The following is a 26106-nucleotide window of genomic DNA, read 5'->3' as shown; positions in this document are numbered from 1 at the left end:
TCTCTCCTTCTTGTCCGTCAGGCAACGCTTACGCTCGGGACGAAATCCGAACTGTCCGTCGGGGTGTAGTTGAAGCTGATGTTGCCCCAGGTATCGAGGGCGGCTTCCAGCGGCTTGCACCACTTCGCCGCGGCCCTCAGGATTTCAGGACCTTCATGGGCGATGTCGCGGCCTTCGTTGCGGGCCAGCACCATGGCTTCCAGCGCGACCCGGTTGGCGGTGGCTCCTGCCTGGATGCCCATCGGATGGCCGATCGTGCCGCCGCCGAACTGCAGCACGACGTCGTCGCCGAAAAGATCGAGCAGCTGGTGCATCTGGCCGGCATGGATGCCGCCCGATGCCACCGGCATGACCTTCTTGATATCCGCCCAGTCCTGCTCGAAGAAGAGACCGCGCGGAAGGTCGATCTCGTTCCTCATTTCGCGGCAGACATTGTAGTAGCCCTGGACAGTCAACGGGTCGCCCTCGAGCTTGCCGACGGCGGTGCCCGCATGGAGGTGGTCAACACCGGCGAGCCGCAGCCATTTGGCGATGACGCGGAAGGAGATGCCGTGGTTCTTTTGCCGTGTGTAGGTGCCGTGACCGGCCCGGTGCATGTGCAGGATCATGTCGTTCTGCCGGCACCATTCAGAGATCGACTGGATTGCCGTCCAGCCGATGATGAGATCCACCATGACGATGACCGAGCCGAGTTCCTTGGCGAATTCGGCGCGGCGGTACATCTCCTCCATCGTGCCGGCGGTGATGTTGAGGTAGTGCCCCTTGACCTCGCCGGTGACGGCGGAGGCATGGTTGACGGCGTCCATGCAGTAAAGATAGCGGTCGCGCCAATGCATGAAGGGCTGCGAATTGATGTTCTCGTCGTCTTTCATGAAATCGAGGCCGCCCTTCAGGCCCTCGTAGACGACGCGACCATAGTTCTTGCCGGAAAGTCCCAGCTTCGGCTTGGTGGTGGCGCCAAGCAGCGGCTTGCCGAACTTGTCGAGCCGCTCGCGCTCGACGACGATGCCGGTCGGCGGGCCCTTATAGGTCTTCACATAGGCGACGGGGAGGCGCATGTCCTCGAGCCTTGCCGCCTTCAGCGGCTTGAACGAGAAGACGTTGCCGATGATCGATGCCGTCAAGTTGGCGATCGATCCTTCCTCGAACAGGATGAGGTCGTAGGCGACGTAGCAGAAATACTGCCCAGGCGTTCCGGGGACCGGATCGACCCGGTAAGCCTTGGCGCGGTACTGGTCGCAGGCCGTCAGGCGATCGGTCCAGACAACCGTCCAGGTGGCTGTCGAGCTTTCACCGGCAACGGCAGCGGCCGCCTCGATCGGGTCGACCCCCTCCTGTGGCGTAATCCGGAACAGCGCGATGAGGTCGGTGTCCTTCGGCTCGTAGTCTCCGTTCCAGTATCCCATCTGCGCGTATTTGAGCACGCCGGCCTTATAGCGTTCCTTGCCCTTGATCTCTGTCTTCGCATCGGCATTCATGACACAGTCCTTTTTTGCTGGATGGAGGTGACTCAGGCGGCTTGCGACCGCGCCGTCTGGGGTCTCAGGGAGCCGCCGGCATAGCGCCGAGCCATCTCCGACATCGGAACGACCTTGATGAGGGATGCGTTGCCGGCGGTGCCGAAGGCCTCGAAACGGGCCTTGCAGACCGCCGACATGGCGTCCATGGCCGGTTTCAGGAACTTGCGCGGATCAAATTCGGCGCGGCTCGTGTCGGCGACGCGGCGAAAGGCAGCGGTTGCCGCAAGACGCAGATCAGTATCGATATTGACCTTGCGCACGCCGAAGCGGATGCCCCGCACGATCTCCTCGACCGGCACGCCGTAGGTCTCGCGCATTTCGCCGCCATGGGCATTGAAGACGCCCTGCCACTCCTGCGGCACCGAAGAGGACCCGTGCATGACGATATGGGTGTCTGGCAGGCGGTGATGGATCTTCTCGATCACGTCCATGGCGAGCACGTCGCCGGTCGGCTTGCGTGTAAACTTGTAGGCGCCGTGCGAGGTGCCGATCGCCACAGCCAACGCGTCGACCTCGGTCTCGGCGACGAAGCGGGCCGCTTCATCCGGATCGGTCAGAAGCTGCGAACGATCGAGCGCACCTTCGAAGCCGTGGCCGTCCTCGGCTTCGCCATGGCCGGTTTCGAGCGAGCCGAGGCAGCCGAGTTCGCCCTCGACCGAAGCGCCGACCATATGGGCGAGGCGGCTCACTTGCGCAGTGATCGCGACGTTATAGGCGTAGTCGGCAGGAGTCTTTGCATCCTCCCTCAGCGAACCGTCCATCATCACCGAGGTGAAGCCGTGCTGGATCGCCGTGAGGCATGTCGCGACATTGTTGCCATGATCCTGGTGGATGCAGAGCGGGATGTCGGGATACATCTCTTCAAGCGCTTCCATCATCCTGGCGAGCATGATGTCGTTGGCATAGGAGCGGGCGCCGCGGGAGACCTGCAGGATCACAGGAGCGTCGCAAGCGCGCGCCGCTTCCATGATCGCCAGCCCCTGTTCCATGTTGTTGATGTTGAATGCCGGCACGCCATAAGTGCGTTCGGCGGCATGATCGAGCAATTGGCGGAGCGTGATACGGGCCATGGTCAAGCCTCCTTTGTTGATCGGATGCTGTCTTTGCTCGCCTGCGACCCACCCGGGGTGCCGACGAGCGGCGTGTCAGATTCCTGCCGGACAAGCTTCAAGGCTTCGGTGACGATATGGTCGGCGGTGATGCCGAAATGGCGGTAGAGGTCCCCGGCTGGCCCCGAGGCCCCGAAGCCGAGCATGCCAACGAAAGCGCCGTCCCGTCCCATCCAGCGATCCCAGCCGAGACGGCCGGCGGCCTCGACCGCAATGCGTGGGGCATCTCCGAGGACATGCCTCTGATACGATGCATCCTGGACCTCAAACCTCTCCCAGCAAGGCATGGAGACCACCGCTGCTCCCACGCCCTCCTCGGCGCTCAAGCGATCCGCTGCGGCAACGGCGATCTCGACCTCGGATCCGGTTGCGAGAAGCGTGATGTCGCGAGGCCCGCGTGCTTCCTGCAGGACATAGGCCCCGAGCGCTGACAAATTCTCGTCACCGTCCGTCTGGCGCAGCATTGGCAAAGCCTGCCGCGACAGGGCAAGGACGCTCGGCCTGTTCTTCTCACCAAGCGCAATTTCCCAGCATTCTGCGGTCTCGATGATGTCGGCCGGCCGAAAGACATTGAGGTTGGGGGTGGCACGCAGCATGGCCAGATGCTCGACCGGCTGGTGGGTCGGTCCATCCTCGCCGAGCCCGATGGAATCATGGGTCAGGACATAGATCACGGGTAGGCCCATCAGTGCAGATAGACGCATCGCGCCACGCGCATAATCAGAAAACACCAGAAAGGTGCCACCATAGGGAATGAAACCGCCATGCAGGGCGATGCCGTTCATGGCGGCCGCCATGCCGTGCTCGCGGATGCCGTAATGCAGGTAGCGGCCCTTGAATTTTCCCGGCCCAATGGCCTGGGTCTGTGACGTCATCGTCAGGTTCGACCCGGTCAGGTCGGCAGAGCCGCCAACCGTCAAATCCGTGGCACCATTGATGACTTCCAGCGTCATCTGCGAGGCTTGGCGCGTCGCCACCTTGGACGCTATTTTGCGATGCTGGGTTCGGAATTTTGCCAGGAGAGGGGAGACGTCGTCACCCAGCTGCCGGCCGACGGTCTGCTCGAAGCGCTTCTTCGAGCGCGAGGCGTTGAGCCGGATTTCCCAAGCCTCGCGGGCCACCCGGCCGCGCGCCGCAATGCCTTCCCAAGCGGACTTGATCTCGGGCGGCACGAGGAAGGCCGGATGCGGCCACGCAAGCTTTGCGCGGGTCGCGGCGATTTCCTCGTCGCCGAGCGCCGCCCCATGGGTCTTGTGCGAACCCTCCATGCTGGCCGCCCCCTTGCCGATCCGGGTGCGGCAGGCAACCAGCGCTGGCTTGGGGCTCCGGCGCGCCCGCTCGATCGCCTTTGCCACGGCTTCCGGATCATGGCCGTCAACGCGTTGCGCATCCCAGCCGGCCGCGCGGAAGCGGGCAAGCTGATCCATCGAGGTGGAGAGTTCGGTCGAACCGTCGATCGATATCCGGTTGTCGTCCCACAGCACGACCAGCTTGCGGAGCTTCAGATGCCCGGCAAGGTCGATCGCCTCGTGGCTGATGCCCTCCTGCAGGCAACCGTCGCCGGCCACCACATAGGTGAAGTGGTTGCAGAGCGACCTGCCGAAGCGGGCGGTCATCATCTGTTCCGCAATCGCCATGCCGACGGCCGTGGCTATGCCCTGGCCGAGGGGGCCGGTGGTGGTCTCGATACCAAGGGCATGGCCGTGTTCGGGATGGCCGGCAGTTTTCGAGCCGAGTTGGCGAAAGGCCGAAAGCTCGGCCATCGGCATGTCGGCAAAGCCGATCAGGTGATGGATGGCATAGAGCAGCATCGAACCATGGCCAGCCGAAAGCACGAAACGATCGCGATCCGGCCAGTCGGGCAGGCAAGGATCGATCTTGATGAAGCGATTGAAGAGGACGGTCACCGCGTCGGCCATGCCCATCGGCATGCCGGGGTGGCCGGAATTGGCCTTCTGCACCGCATCCATGGCGAGAAACCGGATGGCATGGGCCATCTTGCGTTCCGATGCCGTGGAATGGGTTTCGATCTTCTGCGAAACATTCATGGTTTCCTCCTCACGACATGCGGTGTTTGCGTTCGAGCAGCTTGTGGATGAGCGGCGTGAAAATCAGCTGCATGGCGAGATCGAGCTTGTCGCCTGGCACCACGATGGAATTGGCGCGCGACATGAAGCTGTTGTTGAGCATCGACAGCAGGTACGGAAAATCGATGCTTTGCGGTTTGGCAAAGCGTATGACCAGGATGGATTCGGCAGGCGTCGGTATCCAACGAGCAATGAAGGGATTGGACGTGTCGACGATCGGCACGCGCTGAAAATTGATGTCCGTCAGGGAAAACTGCGGACATATGTAGTGGACGTAATCGGGCATGCGCCGCAGGATGGTGTCTGTCACGGCTTCGGTGGAGTAGCCGCGCGTCGCCTTGTCCCGATGAATTTTCTGGATCCATTCGAGGTTGATCACCGGAACGACGCCGATCTTCAGATCGCAATGCTGGGCGAGATTGACCGTGTCGGTCACGGCGCAGCCATGCAATCCCTCGTAGAACAGCAGATCGCTGTCCCTAAATTCCTCCCAATCCGTAAACGTGCCGGGTTCCGCGCCGTATTTCGCGGCCTCGGCGTCGTCATGCACGTAGTGACGGGTGCGCCCGACCCCACGCCTGCCATATTCGGCAAAGACGCCTTCGAGGATTTCCAGTTCGTTCGCCTCGGCGGAGAAATGGGTGAAGTCGACGCCTCTGACCTTCTCCTCGGCGATCTTGCGGCGCATGGTTTCCCGGTCGAAACGGTGAAAGGCATCACCTTCGATGAAGGATGCCGAAATGCTCTCGCGCTTGAAGATCTTCTCGAACGTGTCCTTCACGGTCGTTGTGCCGGCGCCGGACGAACCGGTAATGGAGATGATTGGGTATTTGGCTGACATGCCGGTCTCCTCAGGCCCGAAACAGACCGCGCTTGCCGAAAAGCGGTGCGCGTTCGCCGATCATGTTGGGGTCGACGTGATAGCGAGCGACGCGCGCTACCTCGCGACGCGAACCGAAAGCCAGAGGCACGCGCTGGTGCAGGTCTTCCGGAACGAGATCGAGAATGCGCGTGACGGAAGTTGTCGCTGCGCCGCCGGCGTTCTCGATAATGAAGGCGATCGGGTTGGCCTCGTAGACCAGCCGCAGCCGGCCCTGATGGTAGCCTTTGCGGCCGTCGGCGGGGTACAGGAAGATCCCGCCACGAACCAGGATCCGATAAGCATCGGCAACCAGCGAGGCGATCCATCGCATGTTGAAGTCCCGCTCGCGCGGTCCCTCTGAGCCTGCCAGGCAGTCGTCGACATAGAGCCGGATCGCTTCTTCCCAGTGTCGATAGTTCGACATGTTGATGGCGAACTCGCTGGTGCGTTCCGGGATGTTGACCGACTTGTAGCCCTGTACGAAGCATCCAAGCCGGCTGGAGAAGATGAAAATCTCCGTGCCCTTGCCGAGCGATAACACCAGGGCGGTTTGTGGTCCGTAGAGGAAGAAGCCGGCTGCCAGCTGCCGGTTTCCGGGTTGCAGAAAGGACTGTGTGGGGTCGCACCCCGGTCCCTTGACGGCGGGCAGCACGGAGAAGACCGTGCCGATTGAGACGTTGGTGTCGATGTTCGACGAGCCGTCGAGCGGATCGATGGCAACCGCGAGGCGCGCATTCGGGTCGAGTAGGACGGGATTTTCCAGTTCTTCCGAGGCGTAGCATGCGACCGGCGCACCCTGCAGGCACGACAGGAAGAGGCCGTCGCATACAACGTCCAGATCCTTCTGCAGGTCCCCGTCGGCATTGCTGCCGCCGCGGATGCCGCTGAACGCCGCGCCGAGCGCTCCCTGGCTGACGAGTTTGCGGACGTCGAGGGCCGCCGTTGATAGCCTTTGGATCACCGCCGCCACTCCGCGCGCAATTTCGTCGCCTTGGGCCGTGCATGAGGCAAGATAAGCCTGGAGAGTTGCGCCTGACATGATGTCTCCTCCCACACAGTGTTCAGCGAAGGATGGCGCAAAAGGAGAGTTTGTAAAATTTATTCAGTTGACTTTGGAAGTTAGATTTACTTACGTTAACTGCGGTATGCGCAATGTGACCCTCCGCCAACTTCGCACCGTTGAGGCCATTTGCCGGCTTGGGAAGATCAACCTTGCCGCCGAAGCTTTGGGCCTAACGGGGCCGGCGCTCACCCTGCAGATCCAGCAATTGGAACGGGATGCGGCTGTCTCGCTTTTCGACAGGACGCGCGGCGGCATGGTTCCAACGGAATACGGTCTCGCTTTCCTTGAGACAGCGCGGGCGGTTGAGGACAGCCTGGTCAGCCTTGAGGACTCGATCGGCGCGATTAAAGGGCTGCGGACCGGGCGATTGCGGCTTGGCGTCGTCTCGACCGGAAAATATTTCGCGCCGCAACTGATTGCCGCCTTTCGCAATGAGCTCCCGGCCATCGAGATCAATCTCTTCATCGGCAACCGCGCCGAGATCATCGCTAAATTGAGGGATCACGAGATCGATATCGCGCTGATGGGGCGACCGCCGCGCGACTTCGAGGTGCGAGCGCAGGTGTTTGGCGATCATCCGCTGGTCTTCATCGCCCCCGCCGGTCATGCCCTCGCAGGCGTGCTCGAAATTTCGCGGGAGCGGATTGCGCAGGAACAGTTTCTGGTGCGGGAAAAGGGCTCGGGGACCCGTATCTCGCTTGAGATCTTTCTGAGCGACACGCCGCACAAGCTGGAGGAGCTCGGCACGGAGATCGCTTCAAACGAGACAATCAAGCAGGCCGTCATCGCGGGCCTGGGGATTGCCTTCATCTCAGGCCATACCATCGAGCAGGAGGTGAAGCTCGGTCGTCTCGTCATTCTCGACGTTGTCGATACGCCGATCCGCCGACAATGGTTCAGCGTATCGCGCGCGGATCGTGCCACCACCCCGGCGATGCAGGCTTTCGAGCGCTTCCTGCTCGCGTCAGGCGCGCGATACCTGCCGGTGGTCAGCAAGCCCTATCCCGTCAACGCCTTCCGTTAAGCCGCCTATAGCCAACGTCCGGAGCCACCGCGCGCGCCTCCAGCTGAGAAGATCGGCGGTTACTGGCATTAGCGTCTGCGGCCGTGGCTGCCTACGAGCAGAAAAGTGATGTCTATTGCCACCTAGGTCTTAATTGCAGGCCCCAACCCGGCTCGCTACCATTCGGCATGAAGGGGAGGTGCCGCATGCTTGTCGGCCGATGTTCGAAAAGCGGTCGGCCTTGATGCTTCAGTCGGGGCCTCCGATGTTCTGCGCAGGGTCGTTGAGCCGGTGTCCGATTGGGGCTCTCGCCCTTGGACACAAGCCATCGGGGAGCGAGCGTGCCGCCCGAAGTGGATTTGCGAAAAGCCCGGCGACAGCGCCACCGCCGGGCCTTGCCGGCGCAGCGGAAAGCGGTTCCGGCTCTGTCACCAAGCAGTGCTCCTGGAGAGCCAAGCTTGTCTCATGCTCGACCTGGCCGCGAGGGCGCCTGCAAAGACCGGAGCGAGCATACCAGTTGGAAAAGGGAATGGAGGAAACATGTCCTGGCATAAACCGAAATTTATCGACGTGAGCTGCGCTATGGAAATCACCCGTTACGCTCCCGCCGACGGGGATGAGCCGATCCTGTTCTGAGGCGGATCGCCACGACGATCGGCTCACAACGCATTAGGTAATCCCGGTGAAGGAAACGTCCGATCTTCGCATCATCATTCTGGGGACCGCCGCGGGCGGCGGTCTTCCCCAATGGAATTGCGGCTGTCTCAACTGCACGATGGCGCGCGATCCAGCCTCCGGCCTCAGACCGCAGAGCCAATCGTCGCTGGCGGTCAGCCTCGACGGCGAGACCTGGGCCGTCTTCAATGCCTCGCCGGACCTCCGCCAGCAGATCCAGGACAATCGTCCGCTGCAGCCGCGCCGGCTGCGCCACAGCCCGATCAACAGCGTCGTGCTGACCAACGGCGACATCGATCACCTGGCCGGACTGCTCGTCCTGCGGGAAAAGCAGCCGCTGACTGTTTTTGCAACCGGCGCCGTCAGCCAGATCCTTGCCGAGAATTCGATCTTCGGCGTTCTCGATCCGCAACTGGTTTCAAGGCGGACCGTCGCGATCGACGCGCCCTTCTGTCCGCTGCCCGGTCTTCAGGCGCGGCTCTTCGCAGTGCCCGGCAAGGTGCCGCTGTTTCTCGAAGAGGGCGAACCGGACCTCAACGTGGAGGGCGAGACCACGGTCGGCATAGAGCTCACGGCCGGCACAAGGCGGGTCTACTATATCCCAGGCTGCGGCCTGCTGACCGACATCCTTGCCGCGCGCCTCCAAGATGCCGACGCCGTGTTCTTCGACGGCACCCTCTTCCGCGACGACGAGATGATCGCCACCGGCACGGGTCTGAAGACCGGCCGCCGCATGGGCCACATGCCGATTGCCGGCGAGGGCGGCAGCCTCGATGCACTCGCTGCGTTGAACATCCGCAGAAAGATCTACGTCCACATCAACAACACCAACCCGATCTGGCGGCCCGGCTCCGAGCGCGAACACGTTGAGGACCGCGGCTTCGAAATCGGCTTCGACGGCATGGAGGTCCGGCTTTGACGACGATGGCAGCCGACAGGCAAACATTCCACGCCCGCCTTCTGGAGATCGGCAAGGACCGCTACCACGACAGGCACCCCTTCCACGGGATGCTGCATGGCGGCCGCTCAACGATGACCCAGGTCAGGGCCTGGGTGATCAACCGCTACTACTACCAGAGCCGCATCCCGATGAAGGACGCCGCCTTCCTGTCGCGCTGCAACGACCCCGACCTGCGTCGGGCATGGCGGTCGCGCATCGAAGACCATGACGGCGGCGTAGATGCGGGAGGCGGTATCCGCCGCTGGCTGCGTCTCGCTGCGGCGGTCGGCCTCGATCCCGGCTACGTCTCCTCGACACGGGGCGTCCTGCCTGCAACCCGTTTTGCCGTCGACGCCTATGTCTCGTTCGTGCGAGAGAAGCCGTTGCTCGAGGCCGTGGCCTCCTCGCTGACCGAGCTGTTCGCGCCGAGGATCCATTCCGAGCGCATCGCAGGACTGCTGGAGCACTATGCGTTCGCCGATGACGCGGCGCTTGCCTATTTCCGCCAGCGGCTGACCGAGGCGCCCCGCGATGTCGAATTCGGGCTCAACTATGTCCTTGATCACGCCGACACGCGGGAGAAACAGGATGCCGCCGCCGCGGCGCTGACGTTCAAGACGGATGTCCTGTGGTCGCAGCTCGATGCGCTTTATTCGGCCTATGTGACGCCCGGCCGCATTCCGCCGGGCGGCTGGGACGGCCGCGACGGCGTCGTCGGCGAGACGATTGCGACGGAGGCAGCGGAATGACCGGCGAGGCGCCGGTGATTTCCGGTACCAGTGTCGTCAAGCTGGCGCGCGGCGTGCGGCTGCGCGCCGATGCGGTCCGCGGCCAGACAGTTCTATTGGCACCGGAACGCGCCATGGCGCTCGACGATATCGCCGTCCGCATCGTTGAGGCCCTCGATGGCAGGCGCAGCCTCGATCGGATCGCCGGCGACTTTGCCGCTGAGTTCGGGGCCCCCGTCGAGCAGATTGCCAGCGATGTCCAGTCTTTCGCCCACGAGCTTGCCATTCGCCGCATGCTGGAGATCGTCGAATGAGCGATAATCTCGCCCTTGCAAAGCAAGTCGACGCCAGGATCTCCAGCGTGCCGCCGCCAATGGCGATGCTGGCGGAGTTAACGCATCGTTGTCCATTGGCCTGTCCGTATTGCTCCAATCCAATTGCCTTGACGCGGGCCGACGAGGAGCTTTCGACCGCGGAATGGATTGGCGTCTTCGAGCAGGCCGCCGCTCTCGGCGTGCTGCATCTGCACCTGTCGGGCGGCGAGCCGGCGGCACGCCGGGATCTGGCGGAATTGACGCAGGCAGCGGCGGCCTTCGGGCTTTATACCAATCTGATCACGTCGGGCGTCGGCCTGACCGAGGCGAGAATTGGCCAGCTGGCCGATGCCGGGCTCGACCATATTCAGCTGTCCATCCAGGGCGTTTCTGCCGAAAGCGCCGACCGGATTGGCGGATACGGGGGCGGTTATGGGCGAAAGATCGCCGTCGCGGGCTGGGTGGCCGAGGCCGGCATTCCGCTGACGCTGAACGCCGTCTGTCACCGGCAGAACATGGGCGAGATCGAGGCGATGATCGAACTGGCGATCCGGCTGAAGGCGCGTCGTATCGAGGTCGCCACCGTGCAGTTTCACGGTTGGGCCGAGCGCAACAAGGCGGCGCTTTTGCCGACGCGCGATCAGGTCGAGCTGGCGACCAGGACCGTCGCCGCGGCGCGCCAGACATACGAGGGGATACTGGTCATCGACTATGTGCCGGCCGACTATTATTCCACCTACCCGAAGGCCTGCATGGGCGGCTGGGGCCGGGTCGGCCTGAACGTCACGCCATCCGGCCGGGTGCTGCCGTGCCATGCGGCGGAAACCATTCCAGGCCTGTCCTTCGCGACCGTCCGCGCCAGCTCGCTCGCGGAGATCTGGTACGAGAGCGACGCCTTCAATGCCTATCGCGGCGACGCCTGGATGCCGGACCTCTGCCGCAGTTGCGAGCGCAAGAAAGTTGATTTTGGCGGCTGCCGTTGCCAGGCGATGACGCTGGCCGGCGATGCGAGAGCCACGGATCCGGTTTGCGTCCGGTCGCCGCTGCGCGACCGCCTGACCCGGGAAACAGATCGGCTTTCGACGCTTTCATCGGATACCCTGATCTACCGCGGTCGGTGAAGCTGGTTCGAGTCGAAATGGGCCGCATAATTTGTCGGGCTGCAAGAGGTGCTGGAGCTGTCGTCAATGAATGCTCCCGTCGCCTGCTTGGAGGGACGATGCGCTCAGATGACCCGGTCAACGTCTGGAAGCTTGCATCGCCATTTCTTGACACGAAGAGCCGGGTGCAGTTGCGACCAATTGGCGACGAACATGGCAGACTGGAACATGCATTGGGTTAGCGACACTTGGGTGTCAAGTTGCAAGCTTTCCTCTCGGCACCTTTCGGGTGCCGAGACAAGGCATACAGTCAGTACGAGCGTTACCAGCCCCATGAGACCCCCACCCATTTATTTACGCATATGCTAATAAATGCGTCAAATGAATGGGTCTGCAGCCGCAGCACCAAAACTGGGCCCATCTATCGCGCACGCGGTGCCTCAGCTGAGCGCTCGTATTGTCCGCTGATCATTGGCGGTTTCGTTTGGAAGCGCGTCCAAGGCCCTGAAATTTGAGTAATTGGTTCACCGGCCGTTCAGACTGTGAACGGCGGCTTTCAGGCGCGCCGCAATCCGGGTCGCGGTTTACCATGAAGGGGTCGGAAGACCCGATGGAAAAAAGATCTGTCAGTTGATCGCCCAAGGGATTGCTTCGCGCGCCTTGGGCCTCTGCGCCATCAATCACGGCTAGGCCAACACTGGTAGGCAGCCCCGCCGGCTTTTCGCGTCCATTCATTTTTGTATACAAAAAAATAGTCAAATGTTGACAAGTCTGTATTTTTGGACTTCCCTTATCTATCCGCATCGCGACAGCGCGCCGGATGCAATGGATGGGGAGTGAGATGATCAACAGACGCTCGACATTGAAATCGTTGGCGCTCGGCGCCGTTTCATTTCTGGCAATCGCTGCGGGAGGAGCCTTTTCCGCGCAGGCCGAGAACAAGGAGCTCAAGATTGGTTTCGTCGGTGTTACCAGCGGCCCCGCCGCAGCCTGGGGCACATCGAATGTCCGCTCGATGCAGACCCGGGCAGACTGGCTTAACGAAATGGGTGGCGTGAAGATCGGCGAGGACACCTACAACGTCACCATCGTCACCTTCGACGATCAGAAAGATCCAAAGCGTGCCATCGCAGGCATGGAAAAAATGGCCCAGGAAGGTATCCACTACGTCGTCGGCCCGAACGTCGATGACGGTGCGGCCGCGGTGCGCCCGGTGGCAGAATCCAAGGGGATCATATATTTCCCCTACGCGTTCCCGAAGGCGCTCTATGCGCCGCCGGCGTCCAACGCCGTGCTCGGCATGGTGGCCAACTACCAGTCGGGACCGGCAATCTATAAGTATCTCAAGGAAAACAAGGGTGTAAAAAAGGTAGCCTTCATCGCGGCCAATGAGTCCGATCCGCTCAGCCAGCGTGACAGCGGCGTCGCCGCGGCCAAGGAACTTGGCCTTGAAGTGGTCGCCGAGAAAGATACGTACCAGAACGATACCCGCGATTTCACGCCAGTGCTGACACCTATCGTGCAACTGAAGCCAGATCTGCTGGTGCTATCGGGAGTTGCGCCCGCAAATGCGCCGCTTCTAATCCGCGCGGCCCGGGAGCTCGGCTATGAAGGATTGATCTCAGCCGAAACCGCACAGGACGCGACCGTGCTGCAGGAAGGCGCCGGTGAACTTGCCAACGGCTTCATTTCCGTCGGCGGCGCCTCGACGCCGGAAATCCGCACGCCGGTGATGGAAGAGTTCATCGATCGCTACACCAAGAAGTTCGGCGAGTACAACGACGAGTCCAACACCAAGGTCTATGCGCTCGAATACATCATCGAAACGCTGAAGGCTAACCCCAAGGCAATCGACGACGTCGAGGAGTTCAAGAAGACCGTTGACACGTTCTCGGCGCCGAACCCTTACGCCAAGGACAGTACGCTGAAATATGTCGGCACGACTTCCTTCGGCCAGAAGCGGCAGCTCTCGGTTCCGATGGTCGTGACCGAATTCAAGGACGGCCAGTTCCAGACGTTGTTCGTCGGCGAAGTGGATTGAACTCGCTCGCTCGAAATACGCAAGGGCCGTGGCGCCGGCATGTCTCTCGGCCGCGCCGCGGCAAGTTGACCGAGGCTTTCAACGACGTCCACGCTCCACTCGGGCCGGATCCGCCACCATGGAACAGGTAATAGCCAACGGACTTTATCTCGGCGCCCAATACGCTCTTATTGCGCTCGGGCTGACGTTGATCTTCGCCCTCATGAACGTGCTCAATTTCGCGCATGGCCAGATGTATGTGCTGGGAGGCTTCGTGACGTACGCGATATACGGCCAGCTCAAATTGCCTTTCGTCGTGGCGCTGCTTTGCTCGGGTGTGACGCTCGCGATCATCGGCGCGCTCATGGAGAAGCTTCTTTTCCGGACGGTCATCCGTCGCAGCAAGCGCGAGGAAAGTACGATGCTGCTGGCGGCAGCGACGGCGTTTTTTCTGGATGCCGTCATGCTGCTCCTTTTCGGTGAGAAGCAGCGCGGCGTACCGAAAATCATCAGCGGCGTCTTCGTCTCCGAGAGGGTGATCCTGCCCTACGACCGCATCCTCGTCGGCGTCATCGCCATCCTGATGATTGCGGCCTTTATGCTCTTCATGCAGTACAGCAAACCTGGCCGCGCCATGCGGGCCTTGGCACAGGATCGCGTCGCGGCCCAATTGATGGGCGTCAAGGTCGAGCGCTATTCGATGATCGGCTTTGCGTTGGGTGCCATGCTTGCAGGCGTCGTCGGCGGATTGCTCGTCAGCATCACCGGTGTCAATTCCGGCATCGGCGGACCGATTTCCATCAAAGCCTTCCTGATGGTCATGATCGGTGGCGCCGGGGTCGTCGGCGGCGCGATCGCCGGGGGCTTCATTCTCGGCATGATGGAATCCGTCGGCCTGACTGTGCTTCGCGAATATGGCGACATCACCTACCTCGTCATCTTCGCCCTGCTGATGATCTTCCTCAGCATCCGCCCGCATGGGCTGATGGGCAAGCCGTGGGGCTGACGCGATGCGCAGGACTCATGCCGCCACCCTCAAGATCGCCTCGGCAGTGCTCTTCCTGCTATGCCTGCTCGTCGCAGTACCGCTGCTGATCAACGCGACCGGGCGAAGCGATCTCTATTACACCCTCACGTCGGTAGCGCTGCTCAGCATCATCAGCGCCGGCGTGTGGATCACGTTCTATATCGGCCGTATCAACATCGGCCAGGGCGCCTATGCGCTGATGGGCGGCTATGTCTCGGCCATTCTGGTCATGAACTACGCCATGTCCTTCTGGCTGACCCTGCCATTGGCGGGGCTCTTCTGCGCCGCCGCGAGCGTACTCATCGGCCTGCCCATTTTGCGGCTGCGCGGCGTCTATTTCGCCATGGTATCGCTCGTATTGACCGAAGTTGCCAGGCTTCTCGCCCTTGCGTTGCCGATTACCAATGGCGCCAGTGGCATCGTCAGCATTCCGCTGCCGTCCCGCCTCAGTCTCTTCGGCCTCACGCTCATTCCGGATTTTGCGACGCTGGCCAATCCTCGCCTGGCCTTCTACATCGCTTCCGTGCTGCTGATGGCGCTTTGCTTCCTGGGCCTTTATCGGCTCGCCCATTCGCGCATTGGCCAGCTCTGCCAATCACTGCAGCAGAACGAGGAGCTCGCTTCGTCGATCGGCGTCAACATCGCCTATCTCCGCGTCATCGCCTATGCGCTTTCCTCCTTCCTCGGTGGCGTCGGTGGAGCGATGTTTGCCTCGATCTCCCAGTCGATCTATCCGTCGAGCTTCACCGTCGCCGATTCAGTGAACTTTATGCTCAACTGCTTCCTCGGCGGTCTCGGTTACGTGCTCGGGCCGATGCTTGGCACCTTCGTGCTCTATTTCGGCTGGGACCTGCTGTTCCAGACGGGTGAATTCCAGCTGCTGATCTTCTCGACGGTGCTGACCGTCCTGATTCTGGTACTGCCGAACGGTCTCCTAAGCCTGGCACTCCCCCGAAAAAGGAGCCTCTAGCGATGGCAGACATCCTGGAAATCGTCGAACTCACCAAACGCTTCGGCGGCCTTGTGGCGGTCAATAACGTTTCCTTCGCCGTGCGCGAACGCGAGATCCTTTCGGTAATCGGCCCGAACGGCGCCGGCAAGTCGACGTTGTTCAAGCTGATCTCGTCCTTCCTTCGGCCGAGCCACGGTGAAGTGCGCCTGAGGGGCGAGCGTATCTCGGGGCTCGCGCCGCACATCGCAGCGCGCAAGGGCGTCGTTCGAACATTCCAGGAAACCACGATCTTCAAGAGCATGACCGTGCGCGACAATGTCGTGACCGCCCATCATCTGCGCTCGCGCGCCACCCTTGCCGGTTTCTACTTCGGTAGCGCCGCAGCGCGTAACGACCTCGACGCCTTCGGTACGTCGGCCGACGAAATCCTTGCGTTCCTGGGTCTGGGGGCGCTCGGCGACGAGATCGCCAGTAACCTGCCGCACGGACATCTGCGCGCGCTCGGGATTGCGATTGCGCTTGCCACCGATCCGGCCGTCGTACTGCTTGACGAACCATTCGCCGGCATGAACCACGACGAAACCCGGCGTGCTTTGGAGATCGTCCGCAAGCTGCGCGAACGTGGCATAACGGTGCTTCTGGTCGAGCACGACATGCCGGCGGTCATGAGTATTTCCGACCGTATCGTGGTGATCAATTTCGGCCAGAAAATCGCCGAGGGCACGCCGACGGAAATTCAGCAGAACCCAAAGGTCATCGAGGCCTATCTCGGTGCCGAGGACGAATCAATCGGATTGTAGGCTATGGAACCGCTGCTGAAATTCGATGACGTCGAGCTCTACTATGACCACGTCTATGCTCTCAAAGGCGTATCGATCGAGGTCAACGAAGGCGAGACCGTCGCCCTCATCGGCGCCAACGGCGCGGGCAAGTCGTCGATCCTGCGCGCCATCACCGGCCTGAGAAAAATCCGCTCGGGCCAAATTCGTTACCGGGGAGATCGCATCGATGGCACGGCTCCGGACCAAATCGTGCGCATGGGTATTTCTATGGTGCCCGAGGCGCGGCGCGTCTTCCCCTTCATGACCGTGCGTGACAATCTTCTGATGGGGGCCTTCACCCGCACCGACAAAGCCGAGATCCGGCAAAGTATCGAGATGGTGCTGACGCGCTTCCCGCGCCTCAAGGAGCGCTATTCACAGCAGGCCGGAACGATGAGCGGCGGCGAGCAGCAGATGCTGGTAATCGGCCGGGCGCTGATGGCACGCCCACGGCTGCTGCTGCTCGACGAGCCGTCGCTCGGTATTGCGCCAAAGCTGGTGCAGGACATCGCGCGTTCGATCGTTGCGATCAATCGCGACGAAAAGGTGAGTGTCCTGCTTGTCGAGCAGAACTCGCGCATGGCGCTCAGGATCTCGCAGCGTGCCTACGCGTTGACGACTGGCAAGGTGGCGCTCAGCGGTAACTCTCCTGAATTGCTGACCGACGAGCGGGTCAAGCATCTCTATCTCGGCGGTGAATTTTAGGCGGCTCACATATGCGCATACTCGTCATAAACCCGAACACGACGGCTTCGATGACCGACAAGATCGGCGAGGCGGCTCAGGCTGCGGCGTCGGCGGCGACTGAAATCGTTGCGGTCAATCCCGAAGACGGCCCGCCGAGCATCGAAGGCTATTTCGACGAGGTTTTCTCCGTACCGGGCATCATCGCGGAAATGGCGAAGGCCGGTTCAGTGGATGCCTATGTGATCGCGTGTTTCGACGACACGGGGCTCGACGCGGCGCGCTGCGCCACGGAGGCACCCGTAATCGGCATCGGCGAAGCGGCCTTCCATGTCGCAACCCTCATTGCCGGCAAGTTCAGCGTTGTCACCACGCTGGCGCGCTCCGTGCCGGTAATCGAGCACAATCTGGTGAAATACGGTCTCGCGTCGCGTTGCGCCAAGGTCCGCGCTTCGGACGTTGCGGTGCTCGATCTCGAATTGCCGGGCTCCAAAGCCAACCGCAAAATCTCTGCCGAAATCGGGCGCGCAATTTCCGAGGACAGGGCCGAGGCAATCGTGCTCGGCTGCGCTGGCATGACCGATCTCGCCCAGGCTCTCGCGCGCGAACATGGCGTCCCGGTAATCGACGGCGTCGCCTGCGCTGTCAAACTGGCGGAGGCGCTATCGGCATTGGACCTCAGGACATCGAAGGTCGGTGGATACGCGGCGCCGCTTGCCAAGCGCTTTGCCGGCTACTATGCGCCGTGGTCTCCGAAGACGAGGTGAGCAGGGCTGGGCGATTTCGCTTCCCATTCTGGTCTCGCTTTGGGATTGTCTGGCAATGGTGCGAGCTGCGATTGACCGCATGGCGTGCCGCGTGAGATCAGGGCCACCAGGCATAGTAGGGCACAAGATCGCCAGAAGTGATGAACATGTTGAAGACCCTCAGGCCGGAAAACGATCCCAAGAAGCCGGCGGCGCGCTGGTCGCCGATCTATCACGGCCTGCGGGACGCCATTGTCAGCCATCGCCTCGCTCCAGGCACCAAACTGCCCGAAGACGAACTGGCCTCGATCTATTCGGTGAGTCGCACGGTTATTCGCGCCGCCCTGCAGGCGCTATCCCATGACTGGCTGGTTCGACTGGAACCCAATCGCGGCGCCTTCGTTGCGCAGCCCTCGACAAAGGAAGCCCGCGACGTCTTCGAAGCCCGCGCGTTGATCGAGCCGAGGGTGGCGGCGCTCGCCGCCAAGATTGCCAAGCCAGAGGATGTGAGGCTGCTACGCAACCACCTCGAGAGGGAGCACGAGGCATTGCATGCCGGGCGCGACAGCGATGCGATCATGCTCTCCGCCATGTTTCATGTCGGCATCGCCGAGATTGCCGATCAATCCGTCCTCACGGACTTTGTCCGTGATCTGGTTTCCCACTCCTCACTGATCATCGCACTCTATTGGAAACGCCGCGATACGACGTGCGAAAGCCATGCGCATCACGCACTGGTCGACGCCATTGAGGCCGGTGACGCCGACAGGGCAGCGCAGCTGATGAGGGAACATCTTTTCGACCTCCTTTCCGGACTCGACCTCGAACGCGCGGAGCGCAGGCCGGAAAACCTCGCCGATGTCCTGCGCTGAAGTCGGCTAGTCTCGAAACAGCCTCGCCACATCCGATCACCATGCTACGGACCGGAGCCGGAGGACGGCGTAGTCATCGACCTTGCCCGGTGCGCTATTGAATTTGAGCACCACGGTATCCAGTCATGCTTGTGTTGCTCCATTTCTCAGGACCAGCTTTGTCGGCTCGGGGTATCCGGCAGCTAGGTTACGCCTATCGCTTCATCGCCACGCCAGCAGGATCAGTTCGATGTCGGTGACGTTGGACACCGTTTCACCTAGCAGGTCGCCCGCCGCCGCAAGGGCAGCCGACGGATCGCCGGCAGCCGACTGTCGGTAAGGGTCTATTCCCAGAAGAACGCGACCGCGCTCGGCATGGCACCGCAGGGACGCGCTTAGTCGAGCTCGAACTGCGCTTTGTAGTCCTGCCGCAGGTGTGACGGCTGATCTTCTTTCCTCAGAAAGCAGTTGCCGACGGCCAGGCATTCGATCTCGGTGCCCATGAAACAGTGGAACGCATCCTCCGGAGTGCAGATGATCGGCTCGCCGCGGACGTTGAAGCTGGTATTGACCAGTACGGGACAGCCGGTTCGCTCCTTGAACGCGCTCAGCAGCGCCCAATAGCGTGGATTGGTGTCTTGATGCACCGTCTGCACCCGGGCCGAATAATCGACATGGGTCACGGCTGGGATCTCCGATCGCGGAACGTTCAGGCGGTCTATGCCGAACAATGCCGCCTCGTCAGGACCGAGGGGCACTTTCCGCCGGTCGAGCACATCGGCCACGAGCAGCATGTAAGGACTGTCGGTGTCGATATCGAACCACTCAGCCACGTCCTCACGTCGGACTGAAGGAGCAAAGGGACGGAAGCTTTCTCGGTATTTGACCTTGAGATTGAGGGTCTTCTGCATCGTTGGCGAGCGCGGATCACCCAGGATCGATCTTCCGCCCAGGGCCCGCGGTCCGAACTCCATGCGCCCCTGCATCCATCCGACCGCCTTGTCGTCGACCAGCGCGTCGACGGTGCGCGCGATCACCGCGTCGTCGTCCAGGACGGTATAAACGGCGCCGCTGGCCGTCAGCCGCTTCTCGATCTCGCGTTGTTCAAATGCTGGACCGAGAAAGGCGCCGGCCATGCGGTCTTGCCCGTCGAGAATGCGGGTGTGTCCGAGATAGCCGTGCCAAGCTGCCAGGGCGGCTCCGACCGCGCCACCGGCATCGCCGGCTGCCGGCTGGATCCATATCTCGTCGAAAATCCGCTTCCTGACGAGCTTGCCGTTCGCGACGCAGTTCAAGGCGACGCCGCCGGCAAGACACAGATGGCGTTCGCCGGTTTCCTGACGGGCAAAACGGGCAAGCTTCAAGACGACTTCTTCGGTGACCGCCTGTATCGAAGCGGCGAGGTCCATCTCCCGCCTGGTCAGGGGCGATTCCGGCTTTCGCGGCTCGGCGCCGAACAGGTGGTGAAAGGCCGGGGACGTCATGGTGAGACCGGCGCAGTAGTCGAAATAGCGCTGGTCGAGACGGAACGAGCCATCCTCCTTCAGGTCGATCAGATTATCCAGGATTTTCTGCGCGAACTGCGGGCGACCATAGGGCGCCAAGCCCATCACTTTATACTCTCCGGAATTGACCTTGAATCCGGTGTAGTAGGTGAACGCCGAGTAAAGCAGCCCTAGGGAATGCGGGAAGCGAATCTCCTTAAGGATCTCGAGGTCGTTGTCGCGGCCATGGCCGACCGACGTCGTGCACCATTCCCCCACCCCGTCCATCGTCAACACCGCGGCGCTCGGGAAAGGCGATGGAAAGAACGCGCTTGCCGCATGCGCCAGATGATGCTCGGTGAACAGAAGCGAACCGGACCATTCCTTCGATCCGGCAAGCTTCCCCAAATGCCTGCGCAACAGTTTCTTTTGAAACAGTTTTTCCTTGATCCACAGCGGCATCGCCATCCTGAAGGAGCGGAAGCCACGCGGGCTTGTCGCAAGATAGGTCTCCAGCAACCGCTCGAACTTCAGAAACGGCTTGTCGTAGAAGACGACATGATCGACGTCCGCCATGTCGCATTCGGCCGCAGCGAGGCAATAGCCCACCGCATTGGCGGGGAAGCTTGCATCGTGTTTCTTGCGCGTGAACCGCTCTTCCTGCGCGGCGGCGACGATGCGCCCGTCTTCGACCATCGCAGCCGCGCTGTCGTGATAAAACGCCGAAATACCGAGAATGCGCATGGCGGGTTCGGCTCAAAACAGGGTGTAGATGAACGGCGCCACCGCGGTGCCCTGGGTCAAGACCACCAATGCACCAAAAACGCCGAGAATGATGAAGATCGGCAGGAGCCAGAACTTCTTGCGGACGCCCATGTAGGCCCAGAGTTCGCGTACGAGTTCCATGGCGCATTTCCTCCACTCATAAACCCGTGGTTTGTCGCTTCAGAACTGCCTGCGTTCAGAACTGCCTGCGTTCAGAACTGATTGCGCATCGTCGCCGGGTCCGGTTCATGCGGTGACCGCTTATTCCAGTAAGTATCGACGCTCTTGTCGAATGATGCGGCGAGCGGATCGTAGCCGCGGAGCCTCAAGACAAGTCCGATCGGAATGAAGGCTGTCGCATAAATCAGCAGCATCACCAGGGGATTGACGATCATGAACAGCAACAGACCGAGCTTGGTCCAGAGCCGGTTTGGCAAAGCGAGCCAGTCGGGCAAGGCGAACGCCAACAGGACGAGGACACCGCCAATGATCGCAAGCCCTATCGTGATCGCAGTCAGCTCGCCGCTGATCAACCACCTCAAGAGGACGAAAGCGAGGAGGATGCCGCCGACCGTGTAGCCGAAACTGCGGTTCGACGGCCCCTCCAAGGCGTGCTCGGAAAAAGATTCGTGCGACTGGTTCATTGTGCACTTCCTCAGCGGCCAGTGCTCATCCTTAAAATACGATATACGCGAAATGCCGTCGCGTCTTGCTTGAAAGGCATGGTTTCGGACGGATGGTATAGAACAATCCGCAACCGATCCGGTCAATATGCCATTGGATATAGACGGCCGGCGACGCATGCTTCCGGTTGAAACGAAAATGGCGGTGCAATCAGGCCATCAAGCAGACCGGGCGTTTTTGGGGAGACTCGATCGGTAAAACTCCTTATATTCCGCGGTACAAAAATGCTCCCGATGGGCTCTATTCTCAATCCATTTGTGTGAATTCAAGTGCAAGAGAAAAGACTCTTATCAGCCAAAGCCGTCGAAACAGACAAGTCGGATTCGGCCGCTTGAACGAGCGGTCGGCAAGCCCAGGTCTGCTGAACGGTTTGCGAGGAGGACAAGAGGTCATGACAAAGCGGCATCTTGGGCTTCTGGTATGCGCAGTCCCTGGCCTGTACCTTTTGTTAAGTCCCATCTATGCTCTGCTGCATTACCAACTATTCGCAGCTGAAACCCCGCACTTCATCCGCTACGTGCTGATCCCAGGCCTGCTTGGTGCAGCCCTCATTGCCATCGGCTTGCTTGCGAAGCCGCGCTTTTCCGCACTTGTCGGCATCTCTGCCTCGAGCGTGTTGTTCGCCCTCTTCCTCTTTGAGGCGATGCATACGGTCTCGGTCGTATCAGTCCGGTTCGAAATGCTCGGCCAACTCAGCGAGGCGCAGGCCGACACGCTCAGGCGCAACAAGAATATGGTTCCCGGCTTCACACTTCGGAGCCTGAACCGGCTTTCCGGCACCGACGAGCTCCCCGAGGCGCTGCTGTCGGGTTTTCCGTCGACGCAAGTGGTGTTGTGCACGTCCAAGGGCGGCGTCGTCAGTTACACGGCGGATCGGTACGGCTTCAATAATCCCGACGATGTGTATAACCGCCGGCTGGACTTGATGCTCCTGGGGGACTCGTTCGTCGAAGGCTTCTGCCTGCCTCCGGGCGAGGACCTTGCATCGAGCGTGCGGGCGGGTGGCGCTGCCGCCGCGAGCATAGGCATTCGAGGAAACGGTCCCCTTGTCGAACTCGCAATGCTCGGTCGTTTCGGTGAAGTTTTACGTCCCCGCCACGTGATGATGGTCTTCGTTGAAGGCAACGACTGGGAGAATCTGGAGCGGGAGCTCGCAGTGCCCTGGCTTCGAGAGGCGCTTTCGCCGGATGCGAACTACGGTTTGCAGTCGACCGCGCAAGCAACCATGCGCGAGGCACGGAGCATTTTGGCGGAGCGAAAAAATACTCCGGTGACGGGTATCGACCTGCTCACGAGAACATCCTTGTTGCGCAATTTCGTCGCCCTGCAGCAAACCCTCTCGAGACTGGGGTTGGTGTATCCGAAGATTGCTGGCAGTAAGCCGGAGTTCAGAAAGATCCTGCACCGTGCGAAAGAACTAACCAAGAGCTGGGGGGGCACTTTTACACTGGTCTACGTACCGAGGATGGACCGTTTCATCGGACCGCTCTCATCGGATCAGCCCTTTGATCCGCTGAGGAGGAGGGTTCTCATTGCTGCCGCGGCAGAGGGGATTCCCGTTATTGATCTTCATGAGGCCATACGCGCTCAAGCCGAGCCTATTCTTCTGTATGCGCCCGACGCTCATTTCAGTCGTGCCGGGGCGAAATTCGCTGCGAACGAAATCCTCCGCTCGATCGCGACGAAGGAGACCGGCTTTCCGATAAGTGCAGAGAACAAATGATCGGCAAACTGCGGCGCAGCGCCAGCTTCCGGTGCCGGCCCGTGATGATCAGTTCGAACCAAGCTGCAGCCGCTGGGAAATATTTGCGAGCTCCACGCGAGTCGTGATTTTGAGCTTGCTGTAGACGCTATGGAGGTGAAGCTTGACGGTGCCGGGGGTTATTCCGAGCCGCGCGGCTATTTCCCGGCTGCGTAAACCTTCCGCCGCAAGGCGGGAAATTTCGAGTTCACGCGGTGTCAATTTCTGCATGACCGATTGACGCTCGACGTCGTGTTCCCCAATCCGATCAATCGCGGCGCTCAAACTTTGATCCACGACATAGCTACCACCTGCCAATACCGCACGAATGCATTCGATAAGGACGCTCGGCGCCTGTTCCTTGAGAACAATGCCGCGCACACCATTGCGCATCGCCTCGGCCAGTTCTTCATCGCCGATATCAGCGGTGAGAATGACGCAAACGAGCTCCGGCCGATCGCTGTGAAGGCGACGAACGAGATCCAGTCCGGTCATTTCCGGCATGCGCAGATCGAGGATGACGAGATCGACCGGCTCCGTCGAGACAACCTCGATCGCCTCCGCGGCAGTCCTGCATTTGGCAACCACCTGCCAATCGGACTCGGCGGCGATCAAAAGGCATAGCGCATCCAGGACTATCAGGTGATCATCCACGACAACGATGCGCGGGCTCATGGATGAGCCGGGATCCTTATGGTTATCCGCGTCCATTGCTCCACCCTATCGATCGAGAGCTCGCCGCCCCACGTAGCCGCGCGTTCACGCAGACTTCGCGGACCAACCTTGCTGCTCTCCAGTTCGGAATGCTCAAGCCGCCGGTCAAAGCCAAAGCCTGTTCCGTCGTCGTCCACGGTCAGGATCACCATAGCGCCCTCGAGCCGGAGCCGGGCCTCGATCGTTCGCGCGTGCCCATGGCGTGCGGCATTGGCGGTCGCCTCCGCGATCATCCGCGCCAGCTCGTCGATGATTGCCGCCGGCAACCAAAGATCCTCGGGATCCAGAACGAAGCGAAAGTCGATCGACCATTGCTGCCGCAAACGATCGGCCAGGGCTTCCAATCGCAGCGCCAGTTGAGAGTCGCAGGCGTGGCGATGGTCGGATCCCGGTTCAAGCGCGCGAATTAGCGTGCGGAGATCTCTTTGTTCTTCGAAAAGCATGGCTTGTATGGCCATCAGACGCCTGTCGATCTCGTCAGGCTCGGCCTTTGACGAGCGCAGGGCTTGCAGTTGCAGGGCCGTTCCTGCCAGCGCTTGCAGCACGCCATCGTGTATATCCCGCCCAATCTTGATGCGCATTTCAAGGGCGGCTGCATCGCTGAGACGGCGCAGCAGGATCGCTTGCTCGAAAAGTGTCTTCAACCGATCGGCGACAATCTCAGCCAAGGCGACGTCATCCAGTGTCGGGGCCGGTGGATCGAGGAGGAACAGGCGCGCCTCGACATCGTTGGCGTGGAACTGCACGGAGATCGCCGACGCGATGGAGAACTCGGCGACGAGCGCCGGAGAGATTGGCAACTCGTCTCCACGCCATCGATCGAAGCGTCCCTCGCCGCGATGAATGAGGGCTCGAGAACGCTTTGCATCGATGATCAGAAGACTGGCATGCTGCAGCACTTTCGGTGTCCACGGTAGGTACGCTGTCGGCGACAAATGCCGAAGCTCGCCTGTGCCGTTCTTCCATATGGCGAGGTTGGTCCAAGGCTCGTCACCGTCACTCCAGATCAGCAGCGCTCGGCACACGCGCATCATCTGTGCCGCATAATCCAACGCCGCTTCGGCCGGCCAATCGCGCCCATCGGGCGCTGAAGGCGTCCGCTCGACCAATCGCAACAAATGGGAGCGCACCGCCTCCTGATGCGTCCCCAGCCATGTGAGAAGAATCGTCGCCGTCAGCAAGGAGAGAATGAACGACAGTGCGACCGCCGCGTCCACGTCCGAATTAAACGGCCAGCCGGTATTCGAAAGCGCTAAGTATGCCAGGACCGCAACCCCAATGGAACCGGTCCATAGGGCGCCGCGCCAGAGCCAGTGCAGCGTCGCTGTCAGCTGGACAAACGGCATGAGCATGAAGACTGGGCCAGACACGCGACCTGTAAGAAAAGCTAAGATAATCAAAGTGGCGACGTCGATCATATGCCGAACGAATGTGCCGCGGACCAGATGGACCTGCGCTTTCCAGACGAAAAGGGCTGCAGCGATGGCGTAGACCAGGTAAGCGATGAGCAGCCAAAAAACGAGGTCCGAGCGAGAGGGGCGGATGGCGGCATCAAGCCAGGTAATCCAGAGACTGCCAATCGCCAGAACGATGCGAGCGATAGCGATCACGCCGTCCGAGCGAGCCCGGAATGTGTTGATCCATGTCTGTCGATTGGTCGCCGTGGCCAACCCATGTTCGGCCTTCACCGTAGAAATCGAGGGCGCCCAGCGCTTCACCGCCAAGGTCCTCTTTTCAGGTTCACACACCATTGGCGGGGATTGAACGCGCGCTGCTGAAAGGCCCGCGACAGTCTCATTTCGGCTCCTGTAGCGATAAGATGCACTTACAGAACTGCGCCAAGACGCTCGCGCAGTGGCAGGCAAGTGCCCCCACCTTTCGGCAGAACAGACGAAATTATGTCGAATTGCACTGCCAAAGGCCAGATTTGTTTCTGATTTTCTAAATTAGTAGCGGAGACGTCACCAACGACTGGCAGGCGGCGTCCGCTTACGTCATGAAGCGGATAGCGGCACTTTGGGTCGACCATTTGCGTGGAAGCGCGAACTGAAGACGATGCGCTGGGCTCTCTCGCAATCCGTCCCACGGAAGTGCTTGCCCATTGACTGTGATGACGACCTCGCGAACAAAGCGCAGCCCGGCCTTCCTTCTTCGAGATGTCAACGCCGGAGAGGCGCTTCGATGAGTGCCGCCCGCTCACCGTCGACTACGGCGCA

General features: G+C 61.1%; 26 protein-coding genes. 14 read left to right on the top strand and 12 right to left on the bottom strand.

Features of this window, described 5'->3' with window-relative positions; all coding sequences use genetic code 11:
* Window positions 1-17: 17 nt before the first annotated feature.
* From N181_RS02735 to N181_RS02715, 5 genes are read right to left on the bottom strand one after another with little or no spacing between them, the layout of a single operon-like run.
* Window positions 18-1478 (bottom strand): form I ribulose bisphosphate carboxylase large subunit, encoded by a 1461-nt coding sequence (locus N181_RS02735; protein ID WP_037430179.1) that lies wholly within the window; start codon window positions 1476-1478, stop codon window positions 18-20.
* 32 nt (window positions 1479-1510) lie between these two features.
* On the bottom strand, window positions 1511-2590 hold the full coding sequence (gene fba, locus N181_RS02730) for a class II fructose-bisphosphate aldolase (RefSeq protein WP_037430180.1): 1080 nt from the start codon (window positions 2588-2590) through the stop codon (window positions 1511-1513).
* A gap of 2 nt (window positions 2591-2592) precedes the next feature.
* Window positions 2593-4677: a transketolase gene (gene tkt, locus N181_RS02725; protein WP_060563228.1), complete on the bottom strand. Its 2085-nt coding sequence runs from the start codon at window positions 4675-4677 to the stop codon at window positions 2593-2595.
* A 10-nt stretch (window positions 4678-4687) separates the two neighbouring features.
* The gene (locus N181_RS02720) at window positions 4688-5557 is read right to left on the bottom strand and encodes a phosphoribulokinase (RefSeq protein WP_037430192.1); all 870 of its coding nucleotides are present in this window, start codon (window positions 5555-5557) and stop codon (window positions 4688-4690) included.
* A 10-nt stretch (window positions 5558-5567) separates the two neighbouring features.
* Window positions 5568-6617 (bottom strand): class 1 fructose-bisphosphatase, encoded by a 1050-nt coding sequence (locus N181_RS02715; protein WP_037430194.1) that lies wholly within the window; start codon window positions 6615-6617, stop codon window positions 5568-5570.
* Between the two features lie 106 nt (window positions 6618-6723).
* Here N181_RS02715 and N181_RS02710 point away from each other — a divergent pair, with 106 nt between their 5' ends.
* The 6 genes from N181_RS02710 to pqqE all read left to right on the top strand — a co-directional run bounded on the left by N181_RS02710 (window position 6724) and on the right by pqqE (window position 11422).
* Window positions 6724-7665 (top strand): LysR family transcriptional regulator, encoded by a 942-nt coding sequence (locus N181_RS02710; RefSeq protein ID WP_037430197.1) that lies wholly within the window; start codon window positions 6724-6726, stop codon window positions 7663-7665.
* Window positions 7666-8184: 519 nt separating this feature from the next.
* Window positions 8185-8280 carry a pyrroloquinoline quinone precursor peptide PqqA gene (gene pqqA, locus N181_RS02705; RefSeq protein ID WP_014331991.1) on the top strand — a complete coding sequence of 32 codons (96 nt, stop codon included), beginning with the start codon at window positions 8185-8187 and terminating at the stop codon, window positions 8278-8280.
* Window positions 8281-8326: 46 nt separating this feature from the next.
* Window positions 8327-9238 (top strand): pyrroloquinoline quinone biosynthesis protein PqqB, encoded by a 912-nt coding sequence (gene pqqB, locus N181_RS02700; RefSeq protein ID WP_037430199.1) that lies wholly within the window; start codon window positions 8327-8329, stop codon window positions 9236-9238.
* A gap of 5 nt (window positions 9239-9243) precedes the next feature.
* Window positions 9244-10008, top strand: coding sequence for a pyrroloquinoline-quinone synthase PqqC (pqqC, locus tag N181_RS02695; RefSeq protein ID WP_060563229.1), 765 nt, complete (start codon window positions 9244-9246; stop codon window positions 10006-10008).
* The gene (gene pqqD / locus N181_RS02690; protein WP_037430202.1) at window positions 10005-10301 is read left to right on the top strand and encodes a pyrroloquinoline quinone biosynthesis peptide chaperone PqqD; all 297 of its coding nucleotides are present in this window, start codon (window positions 10005-10007) and stop codon (window positions 10299-10301) included. The genes pqqC and pqqD overlap by 4 nt, the downstream gene beginning before the upstream one ends.
* Window positions 10298-11422: a pyrroloquinoline quinone biosynthesis protein PqqE gene (pqqE, locus tag N181_RS02685; protein WP_037430203.1), complete on the top strand. Its 1125-nt coding sequence runs from the start codon at window positions 10298-10300 to the stop codon at window positions 11420-11422. The genes pqqD and pqqE overlap by 4 nt, the downstream gene beginning before the upstream one ends.
* Before the next feature lie 104 nt (window positions 11423-11526).
* Here the strand turns inward: pqqE and N181_RS34420 are convergent, their stop codons facing one another.
* On the bottom strand, window positions 11527-11736 hold the full coding sequence (locus N181_RS34420; RefSeq protein ID WP_037470524.1) for a hypothetical protein: 210 nt from the start codon (window positions 11734-11736) through the stop codon (window positions 11527-11529).
* Window positions 11737-11869: 133 nt separating this feature from the next.
* A complete protein-coding gene (locus N181_RS32805) occupies window positions 11870-12250 on the bottom strand; it encodes a hypothetical protein (RefSeq protein WP_141322183.1) in 381 nt (126 codons plus the stop codon).
* Between N181_RS32805 and N181_RS02680 the strand changes: the two genes are divergently transcribed.
* The 7 genes from N181_RS02680 (at window position 12243) to N181_RS02650 (ending at window position 18523) form a co-directional block, all read left to right on the top strand.
* Window positions 12243-13442: an ABC transporter substrate-binding protein gene (locus N181_RS02680; protein WP_037391418.1), complete on the top strand. Its 1200-nt coding sequence runs from the start codon at window positions 12243-12245 to the stop codon at window positions 13440-13442. The genes N181_RS32805 and N181_RS02680 overlap by 8 nt on opposite strands.
* Window positions 13443-13560: 118 nt before the next feature.
* Window positions 13561-14427: a branched-chain amino acid ABC transporter permease gene (locus N181_RS02675; RefSeq protein WP_037430204.1), complete on the top strand. Its 867-nt coding sequence runs from the start codon at window positions 13561-13563 to the stop codon at window positions 14425-14427.
* A 4-nt stretch (window positions 14428-14431) separates the two neighbouring features.
* Window positions 14432-15418 carry a branched-chain amino acid ABC transporter permease gene (locus N181_RS02670; protein ID WP_050999874.1) on the top strand — a complete coding sequence of 329 codons (987 nt, stop codon included), beginning with the start codon at window positions 14432-14434 and terminating at the stop codon, window positions 15416-15418.
* A gap of 2 nt (window positions 15419-15420) precedes the next feature.
* The gene (locus N181_RS02665) at window positions 15421-16200 is read left to right on the top strand and encodes an ABC transporter ATP-binding protein (protein ID WP_037435416.1); all 780 of its coding nucleotides are present in this window, start codon (window positions 15421-15423) and stop codon (window positions 16198-16200) included.
* A gap of 3 nt (window positions 16201-16203) precedes the next feature.
* Complete coding sequence (locus N181_RS02660) at window positions 16204-16926, top strand: ABC transporter ATP-binding protein (protein ID WP_037430206.1); 723 nt, start codon at window positions 16204-16206, stop codon at window positions 16924-16926.
* Window positions 16927-16937: 11 nt separating this feature from the next.
* On the top strand, window positions 16938-17672 hold the full coding sequence (locus N181_RS02655) for an aspartate/glutamate racemase family protein (protein ID WP_037430207.1): 735 nt from the start codon (window positions 16938-16940) through the stop codon (window positions 17670-17672).
* A 146-nt stretch (window positions 17673-17818) separates the two neighbouring features.
* On the top strand, window positions 17819-18523 hold the full coding sequence (locus N181_RS02650) for a GntR family transcriptional regulator (protein ID WP_037430215.1): 705 nt from the start codon (window positions 17819-17821) through the stop codon (window positions 18521-18523).
* Window positions 18524-18897: 374 nt separating this feature from the next.
* Here the strand turns inward: N181_RS02650 and N181_RS02645 are convergent, their stop codons facing one another.
* From N181_RS02645 to N181_RS02640, 3 genes are all read right to left on the bottom strand, one after another.
* Window positions 18898-20730: a carbamoyltransferase family protein gene (locus tag N181_RS02645; protein ID WP_037430208.1), complete on the bottom strand. Its 1833-nt coding sequence runs from the start codon at window positions 20728-20730 to the stop codon at window positions 18898-18900.
* A gap of 12 nt (window positions 20731-20742) precedes the next feature.
* Window positions 20743-20892: a DUF5989 family protein gene (locus N181_RS33920; RefSeq protein ID WP_014331978.1), complete on the bottom strand. Its 150-nt coding sequence runs from the start codon at window positions 20890-20892 to the stop codon at window positions 20743-20745.
* Between the two features lie 71 nt (window positions 20893-20963).
* Window positions 20964-21395 (bottom strand): hypothetical protein, encoded by a 432-nt coding sequence (locus N181_RS02640; protein ID WP_037430209.1) that lies wholly within the window; start codon window positions 21393-21395, stop codon window positions 20964-20966.
* Window positions 21396-21826: 431 nt separating this feature from the next.
* Between N181_RS02640 and N181_RS02635 the strand changes: the two genes are divergently transcribed.
* The gene (locus N181_RS02635; RefSeq protein WP_037430210.1) at window positions 21827-23158 is read left to right on the top strand and encodes an SGNH/GDSL hydrolase family protein; all 1332 of its coding nucleotides are present in this window, start codon (window positions 21827-21829) and stop codon (window positions 23156-23158) included.
* Window positions 23159-23206: 48 nt separating this feature from the next.
* Here the strand turns inward: N181_RS02635 and N181_RS02630 are convergent, their stop codons facing one another.
* On the bottom strand, window positions 23207-23887 hold the full coding sequence (locus N181_RS02630) for a response regulator (RefSeq protein ID WP_037430211.1): 681 nt from the start codon (window positions 23885-23887) through the stop codon (window positions 23207-23209).
* Window positions 23848-25608: a sensor histidine kinase gene (locus N181_RS02625; protein ID WP_037430218.1), complete on the bottom strand. Its 1761-nt coding sequence runs from the start codon at window positions 25606-25608 to the stop codon at window positions 23848-23850. Before N181_RS02625 ends, N181_RS02630 begins: the two co-directional genes overlap by 40 nt.
* Window positions 25609-26106: the final 498 nt, after the last annotated feature.

Origin of the sequence: Sinorhizobium fredii USDA 205, from assembly GCF_001461695.1 — a bacterium.
In the GTDB taxonomy this organism is placed as follows: domain Bacteria; phylum Pseudomonadota; class Alphaproteobacteria; order Rhizobiales; family Rhizobiaceae; genus Sinorhizobium; species Sinorhizobium fredii.
This window is presented reverse-complemented; position numbering and strand designations above follow the sequence as displayed.